Source organism: Neisseria sp. P0021.S005, from assembly GCF_051956955.1.
The window spans coordinates 1-1,122 of sequence record NZ_JBQCWY010000799.1 but is presented as its reverse complement, the minus strand read 5'-3'; the positions used below and the strand labels follow the sequence as shown (position 1 = coordinate 1,122).

General features: G+C 55.3%; 1 protein-coding gene. It reads right to left on the bottom strand.

Features of this window, described 5'->3' with window-relative positions; all coding sequences use genetic code 11:
• Window positions 1-1,076, bottom strand: a 1,076-nt coding sequence (ilvD, locus tag ACTHUE_RS19385) for a dihydroxy-acid dehydratase (RefSeq protein WP_440424211.1), incomplete at its 3' end; no start/stop codon positions are given.
• Window positions 1,077-1,122 lie beyond the last annotated feature (46 nt).

Sequence of the window (1,122 nt, the reverse complement as noted above, 5' to 3'; positions counted from 1 at the left end):
GTCGGCGCGTGGATGGTGTACACGTCGGTGTGCAGTTTGCCTGCTTTGTCCAATTCTTTCAGGATGGCGAAAATGCCGCCGGCGCGATGCACGTCTTCCATGTAGTAGTCGTGGTTGTTTGGCGCGGTTTTACAGATGCAAGGTACAACGCGGCTCAGGCGGTCTATGTCGGCCATTTTGAAATCCACGCCCGCTTCGTTGGCAACGGCGAGCAAATGCAGGATGGTATTGGTAGAGCCGCCCATGGCGATGTCCATGGTCATGGCGTTTTCAAACGCTTTTTTAGTGGCAATACTGCGCGGCAATACGGTTTCGTCGTCTTGCTCGTAGTAGCGTTTGGTGATTTCGACAATCATGCGGCCGGCTTCGAGGAACAATTCTTTGCGGCCTGTGTGGGTCGCCAAGTATGAACCGTTACCCGGCAGGGAAAGGCCGAGTGCTTCGGTCAGGCAGTTCATGGAGTTGGCGGTAAACATGCCGGAGCAGGAGCCGCAAGTCGGGCAGGCGTTTTGCTCGACTTCTTCGACTTGTTTGTCGCTGATATTGTCGTCAGCCGATTCGATCATAGCGTCAATCAAGTCCAAACGGCGTTCTGGTTGAATATTGGCTACGCCGATAACTTTACCGGCTTCCATCGGGCCGCCGGAAACGAAGATGGTCGGAATGTTCAGGCGCATGGCGGCAATCAGCATGCCTGGGGTGATTTTGTCGCAGTTGGAAATGCAGACCAGAGCATCGGCGCAGTGGGCGTTGACCATGTATTCGATGGAGTCGGCAATCAGGTCGCGGCTGGGCAGGGAGTAGAGCATGCCGCTGTGGCCCATGGCGATGCCGTCGTCAATGGCGATGGTGTTGAATTCTTTGGCAATGCCGCCGGCTTTTTCGATTTCACGGGCAACCAGTTGGCCCATATTGTGCAGGTGCACATGGCCTGGGACGAATTGGGTGAAGGAGTTGGCAATGGCGATAATCGGTTTGCCGAAGTCGGTTTCCATGACGCCGGTCGCACGCCACAATGCGCGCGCGCCTGCCATATTGCGGCCGTGGGTAGAGGTTTTGGAGCGGTATTCAGGCATTTTTGTTCCTTTGTTTTATGCTGAGGCCGTCTGAAATAGGCTGGTT